Origin of the sequence: Thiohalocapsa sp. (assembly GCF_019695415.1) — a bacterium.
GTDB lineage: Bacteria > Pseudomonadota > Gammaproteobacteria > Chromatiales > Chromatiaceae > Thiohalocapsa.
The window spans coordinates 1-6,467 of record NZ_JAIFKJ010000285.1 but is presented as its reverse complement, the minus strand read 5'-3'; the positions used below and the strand labels follow the sequence as shown (position 1 = coordinate 6,467).

At 69.0% G+C, this 6,467-nt stretch carries 8 protein-coding genes; 6 read left to right on the top strand and 2 right to left on the bottom strand.

Annotated elements, in window-relative coordinates:
- From I6U14_RS08170 to mobA, 4 genes are all read left to right on the top strand, one after another.
- Positions 1-1,276 (top strand): ABC transporter permease (locus I6U14_RS08170; protein WP_296898358.1); only part of this gene is annotated, 1,276 nt, incomplete at its 5' end.
- A gap of 257 nt (positions 1,277-1,533) precedes the next feature.
- On the top strand, positions 1,534-1,962 hold the full coding sequence (locus I6U14_RS08165) for a DUF2934 domain-containing protein (protein ID WP_296898357.1): 429 nt from the start codon (positions 1,534-1,536) through the stop codon (positions 1,960-1,962).
- Positions 1,963-2,244: 282 nt separating this feature from the next.
- Positions 2,245-2,886 (top strand): pyridoxamine 5'-phosphate oxidase, encoded by a 642-nt coding sequence (gene pdxH / locus I6U14_RS08160; protein ID WP_296898360.1) that lies wholly within the window; start codon positions 2,245-2,247, stop codon positions 2,884-2,886.
- Between the two features lie 69 nt (positions 2,887-2,955).
- Entirely contained in the window at positions 2,956-3,570 is a 615-nt protein-coding gene (gene mobA / locus I6U14_RS08155) for a molybdenum cofactor guanylyltransferase MobA (RefSeq protein ID WP_296898354.1), read from the top strand.
- On the opposite strand, the gene I6U14_RS08150 is transcribed toward mobA, so the two are convergent.
- Complete coding sequence (locus tag I6U14_RS08150; RefSeq protein ID WP_296898352.1) at positions 3,555-4,106, bottom strand: hypothetical protein; 552 nt, start codon at positions 4,104-4,106, stop codon at positions 3,555-3,557. The two genes, mobA and I6U14_RS08150, sit on opposite strands and share 16 nt — an antisense overlap.
- A 22-nt stretch (positions 4,107-4,128) precedes the next feature.
- Positions 4,129-4,278 carry a hypothetical protein gene (locus I6U14_RS08145; protein ID WP_296898351.1) on the bottom strand — a complete coding sequence of 50 codons (150 nt, stop codon included), beginning with the start codon at positions 4,276-4,278 and terminating at the stop codon, positions 4,129-4,131.
- 154 nt (positions 4,279-4,432) lie between these two features.
- Between I6U14_RS08145 and I6U14_RS08140 the strand changes: the two genes are divergently transcribed.
- Positions 4,433-6,058, top strand: coding sequence for an ATP-binding protein (locus I6U14_RS08140; RefSeq protein WP_296898350.1), 1,626 nt, complete (start codon positions 4,433-4,435; stop codon positions 6,056-6,058).
- Positions 6,055-6,467: response regulator (locus I6U14_RS08135; RefSeq protein WP_296898349.1), on the top strand; the 413-nt coding region annotated here is incomplete at its 3' end. The genes I6U14_RS08140 and I6U14_RS08135, both read left to right, overlap by 4 nt.

The window sequence follows — 6,467 nt, the reverse complement described above, 5'->3', positions numbered from 1 at the left end:
GTCCATGACCTGGGGCTTCGTCGCGCTGTTTCTCGTCATCGTCGGCGCGAGCCTCGGCATGCCGCTCGTCGTGCGCCTGCTCGCGGCACTGACGACGCCACTGTTCGGCCGTTTCTTCGGCAGCGTCGGCCGGCTCGCGGCGCGGGGCATCACGGCGAGCATCACCCGCTCCGGGCTCGCGGTGGCGGCACTCGCGGTGGCGGTGGCGGCCACCGTCGGTGTCGGCATCATGATCGGCAGCTTCCGGGTCAGTGTGTCGGACTGGCTGGAGCACACCCTGACCAGCGACATCTACATCGCCACCGATGAGAGCGGCGGCGCCGACAACCTGTCATCGCTGCCGGCGGGCCTGGCCGACGAGCTGCTGGCGCTGCCCGATGTCGAGGCCGTGAGCCAGGGCCGCTCGCGCCGGGTGGAGACCCGCGATGGGCAGATGCGGGTGCTGGCACTCACCTCCAGCGCCGGGCGCCCGCGGGGATTCCGCTTCCGGGGCGAGACGGCAAACGGCCTCTGGCCGCGCTGGGAAGCGGGCGAGCTGGCATTGGTCTCGGAGCCGTACGCCTACCGCCAGGATGTCGCCGTCGGCGACAGCATCGAGCTCTTCACCGCCCGCGGCTGGCAGACGTTCCAGATCGGTGCCGTCTTTCAGGACTATGGCACCGACAGCGGCACCGTAATCCTGCCGAAGTCCGTCTACGCTCGCCTCTGGGACGACCCGGGCACGGCGTCCATAGGCATCGTGCTCAGCGAAAACGCTGATGCAAAGGCGGTGGAGGCCCGTGTCGAGGCCATCGCCGCGACCCTGGAGCCGCCGGCGGCGGTGCAGACCAACCGCGGCATCCGCGAGCTCTCGCTCGAAATCTTCGACCGCACCTTCACCATCACCGAGGTGCTACGGCTCTTGGCCATCGGCGTCGCCTTCGTCGGTATCCTGAGCGCGCTGATGGCCCTGGAGCTGGAGCGCGCCAAGGACTACGCCGTGCTGCGTGCCACCGGCATGACCCGCGGGCAGCTGCGGCTGCTGATCATGCTCCAGACCTCGCTCATGGGCGTCGCCGCCGGCCTGCTCGCCATCCCCCTCGGCGTCGCCATGGGCGACCTGCTGATTCAGGTGATCAACCTGCGCTCCTTCGGCTGGACCATGCCCATGCGCCTGACCCCGGACACGCTGGCTTCCGGCGTGCTGCTGGCCTGGGTAGCGGCCATGCTCGCCGGCCTCTACCCAGCGCTGCGGGCGGCGCGAGCGGCGCCGGCGCAGGCTCTGCGAGAAGAATAGCGCGCACGAGCAGCCCGTCGCCGGCCCTGCGCTCGCCGTTCGAGTGGGGCATGAGCTGAACATCCAGCTCGCCACCGGTTGTAGAACGCGCTGCACCATGACGAGCGCCCGTGGCTTGCACTGCGGTATTCGGCTCGGCGCCTTGGTCGTGTATTCTTCACTCTAAAGGCCGACGGCGGTGCAGGTGGCGCCATGGCGGTACCAGACGGTTGCGGCTGCGAGCTTTTTCCCCCAAAACCCGAGGCGAGTGAGCAACGATGGCTGAGGACAAGAAGGTCGTAACCAAGAAGACCGCGAAGAAGGCCGCTGCGGCCAAGCAGGCACCGGCCGCCCCGATCGAGCCGGTCACGAAAAAGACCGTTGCGAAGAAGGCCGCCACCAAGAAGGTTTCGGCCACAGCAGCGGCCGCACCGGTTACCAAGAAGACCGTGGCCAAGAAAGCGATCGCGAAGAAGGCTGTGGCAAAAAAGGCCCCCGCACCCAAAGCGGCCCCGCGGCCGCCGCTACCGGACCGAGCCGTCACCCTGAAGCCGGTCAGCGAGGTCACACCGGAAGAGCGCTACCGGATGATCCAAGAGGCCGCGTACTATCGCGCCGAAAAGCGCGGCTTCGCGCCGGGGCACGAGGAAGACGACTGGGCCGCGGCAGTCGCTGAGATCGACGCCATGCTCAGCCGAGATAGCTGAGGGCCCAGTCGGCTGAGGAGCCACTCGGGCTCGGCGCCTCTAGCGCAGACCCGCCGGCTTGTACCCAGCCATAGGCTGGGCTAGCGAAATGCCGCGCAGATCGCGATGACCGGCTGGCGATGTTCTTTGCTCCGCGCTCGCGTGCTCAGTGGAGCATCGGCACTGCGCGCAGTGCCCCGCACTTTTGCCCTGCTGCTCCGGTCGCCATTTCTGCGCTCCCAAGGCAGCCAACGGTGACCGCCCATGCCCCCCTCAAAGGACTATCTCGCGTCCCCTACCGATATCGTCGCGGACCCGGCTAGGCTGCGTGAGCAATTCATGACGGACGGGCTCGATCGCGATGCGCTGGCGGCGGACCCCATCGATCAGTTCCAGCTTTGGTATCAGCAGGCCATCGACGCCCGACTGCCGGAGCCGAACGCCATGTCGCTCGCCACCGTCGACGCAGACGGCCAACCCAGCCTGCGGACCGTACTGCTGAAGCTCTATGACGCCGACGGCTTCGTCTTCTTCACCAACTATGAGAGCCGCAAGGCACGCCAGATGGACGGCAACGACCGGGTCGCGCTCCTGTTCCCCTGGGTCGCGCTGGCGCGGCAGGTGAAGATCCTGGGCCGGGCCGCGCGCATCCCCACGCGCGAGTCGCTTAAGTACTTTGCCACCCGCCCGCGGGGCAGCCGCAGCGGTGCCTGTTCGTCGCCTGAAAGCCGGTGCATCAGCTCACGCTCCCTGTTGGAAGAGAAGGTTGCCGAGATGAAGCGCCGCTTCGGCGACGGTGAGATCCCGCTGCCGCACTTCTGGGGCGGCTACCGCGTGGCACCCGAGAGCATCGAGTTCTGGCAGGGCCGCGAGAGCCGGCTGCACGATCGCTTCCGCTACACGCGCGCGGATGGCAGCTGGCGCGTCGAGCGGCTTGCCCCGTAGCTTCGTGTTGACGCGAGGAAGCGCGACAGCGCAGCGCGGCATAAGCCTCTGCAACACCTATGGCGCCTCATGAACGCGAACGACGTCACCGGCTTGATCCTCGCGGGCGGCGCCGGGCGGCGCATGGGCGGCCGAGACAAGGGCCTGGTGGAACTGAACGGTCGGCCGCTCGTGGCCTGGACAGCCGCTGCGCTGCGCCCGCAGGCGGGGCGGCTGTGGATCAGCGCCAACCGCAATACCGAGCGCTATGCGTCGCTGGCCGAGCGCGTCATCGTTGATCGACTGGCGGGCTACCAGGGGCCGCTGGCCGGTATCGCCGCGGCGCTCGCCGTCCTGCAGACGCCCTGGCTGCTCACCAGCCCCTGCGACACGCCGCGGCTGCCGGCAGACCTAGGGGCCCGCCTCGCGAGCGCCCTCACCGCAAACCCTACCGCAGACCTCGCCATCGCCGCGGACTGCGAGCGGCGCCACCCGCTGCACGCCCTGCTGCCCGCACACCTAGCTGCTCGCCTGGAGGCGTATCTCTCTGGCGGCGGACGCAGCGTCCGAGGCTGGCTTGACCTGCTCAACCCCGCCGTCGTGACCTTCAACGACGGCGCCCGCGCCTTCGCCAACCTGAACAGCCTGGAGGATCTAGCGATCCTCACGCCAGCCGCGTCGGGCCGAGGTCAGGGGTCCAGATAGGGCTTCAGCGCGGCGCTCAGGGCAGTCTCCGTGTCGACAAAGCGCAGGGCCGTGACCCTGCCTGCCTGAAGCTCGATCAGCGTGAGCTCGCCGGCGCGCCGGGGCAACATCGCCGTGTCCGGCGCCTCGCGCCCCAGCAGCATCGCATAGCTGTAATCACGCATCTTGGGCAGCGCGAACATGCGAGTCACCAGGCGCGGCATCGCGCTGATGTCCGCGACATAGCGAATGCCGGCCTGCTCCAGCGTACTGCCGCCCAGCGCCTCCAGCACCGGGTGGGCGAGCTCGCTGCTCTCCCGGTCCGGCGCGAACAGCACCAGGCGCGTACCGGTATCGATGTCGCTGGGACGCTCGTGCTGATCTGTAAGTCCCAGCGCGGGCAAGGCCTGCCCAACGCGGACTGGCTGAGCGGATGCATCCCGCTCCGCGGCTCCAATGCCGGCAATGCCCAGCCCCAGCGAGACGACCAGCGTCACCATCAGTTTGAGCACGGATTCGCCGATCGCGGAGGAGCTCAGCGCGATGTCATAGCGCATGTTGTCCATGCGTCGAACGCGCTCAACCCGCATAGCCGCCTACGATGTTATCGAGAGCCTCGCGCCCGTGGGGCGTGGTGAAGTCCAGCGTCGGGCCTTTGGGCACGATGCCGTTCGTGTGGATCGTGGGATGAACGCCGTAGTGTTGCCGCGTGATGTGGTCCATGTTCATGGTCTCTCGGTCATAGACTCTCGATGATCGTCTATCAGAGTTGGCGCAATGACGCGCGCTACCAAGGATGCATTTCCTGCATCGATGCCATCTTACAGTTCGCGGCGGCCTGGCGCTGCGGGCACAATGAGGGCGTCGTCGCCGCTGCCCTGCTATGCAACTGTCCCTGCGCGCCAAGCTGTTCCTGACGCTCCTGTGCGTCAGCCTGGTGACCGTCGTGGCCACCCAGGGCTTCGTGCGCTGGTCTTTCCTGCAGGGGCTGGAGGCACTGGCTGCGGAACGCGAGGTAGAGCGCCTGCAGGCCATCGCCGAGCGTTTGGCGGAGCGCTACCGGCGCGACGGCGGCAGGGAGCGACTCGCCGCGGACAAGCGCCTGTGGGTCCGCACTCTGCTGGGCGGTCCCCTGGCGGGACACCGCCCACGCTGGAGCGGGCCTGAGCTGGACGATGAGCCGGCGCGCCACCGCCCTTTCGGCCGACGGGGACCGCCGCCGTGGGCACACCAGCCATTGCGAGAGCTTGGGGAGGATCTGCTCGCTGAGCCGGGTGCCTGGCCGCCACGCCGGGTGCTGGCGGACATCGCCGCAGGAAAGCCACCGCGGCCGCTGGAGCTGCGCCTGATGCTGCTGGATGCGGACGGCGATATCGTCTATGGTCGCGAAGCCCTCCTGGAGCATGCCGCGTCCTCGCCGCTGCGCGACGGCGCAGCGACCATCGGCACTCTGGCGCTGCTGCCGGGGCCGCCCATCACCGAGCTTGCGGATCTGCGTTTTCGCGAGCAGCAGAGCCTGGCGTTATGGCTGATCGGTCTGGGCGTGTCGCTGTTGGCGGCCCTCCTAGCCTTCCCGCTCGCAGGGCGCCTGACCCGGCCTGTTGCAGCCTTCCAGCGCGCCATGCGACGGCTCGCCGCGGGAGACTACGCCGCCCGCGTGGCGGTGACCGGCGGCGACGAGCTGGGTCGCCTCGGGCGCGACTTGAACGACCTTGCCGGGGCCTTGGCGCAAACGGAGCAGGCCCGGCGACAATGGGCAGCCGACATTGCCCACGAGCTGCGCACCCCCCTGTCGCTGCTCCGCGCCGACCTCGAGGCCATGCAGGACGGCGTACGGCCCCTGGACAAGGCAGCCCTGGACGCCCTGCTTGCGGATACCCTCAGGCTCGGGCGGCTCATCGACGACCTCTACGAGCTGTCCATGACCGACCTCGGCGCACTCAGCTATCGCAAGGCGCCGCTGGACCTGCACCAATTACTGACCGAAGAGCTGGACAGTTTCCGCGGCGAATTCGCCGAGGCCGACATCGCCCTGCATCTGGCAGCAGCGGACACCGAGGCAGCGGACGACTGGACTCTGTACGGCGACACACAGCGCCTGTCGCAGCTGTTTCGCAACCTGCTGCGGAATACGCTGGCCTACACGGACCGCGGCGGCCAGCTGCGGGTGACCCTATCCCGACGCAGCGGCCACGCGCACATCGACTTCGACGACACGGCCCCGAGCGTGCCGGCAGTGGACCTGCCGTTGCTCTTCGAGCGCTTGTATCGCGTGGACAGCTCCCGCAACCGCGCCACCGGTGGCGCCGGCCTCGGCCTTGCCATCGCACGCAACATCGTTGCCGCCCATGGCGGTAGCATCACGGCTGCACCCTCGCCACTGGGCGGCCTGCGCGTGCATCTGGTGCTGCCGCTGGAAGACGGGGGCGCTGCGGGGGGCGCGCGGGCGCACGATAACGCCGGGCAACCCGGCAACACGCGAAACGGCAGCGGAGGCATCTCAGCATGAGCGAGCGCATTCTCATCGTCGAGGACGAACAGCGCCTCGCCGCGCTGCTGGCGGACTATCTCAAGACCGCCGGCTTCGCGACTCACTGTCTGTCAAGGGGCACGGGCGCCGTGGACTGGATCCGCGACCACCAACCGGCGCTGGGCCTGCTGGACCTGATGCTGCCGGGCACCGACGGGCCCGATATCTGTGGGCAAAGGCGGGCCTTCTCCCCGGTTCCCCTCCACTGGGCCACGGCCCGAGTTGAAGAGATCGACCGCCTGCTCGGGCTGGAGCTCGGCGCCGACGCCTACGTCTGCAAGCCCTATAGCCCCCGCGGGGTGGGGGCGGCGGGGAAGGCGGTGCTGCGGCGGCGCCGGGGGGGGCGGGGGCCGGCCGCAAGGCGGAGGGGCGGGCGGCGGGGCGCGCG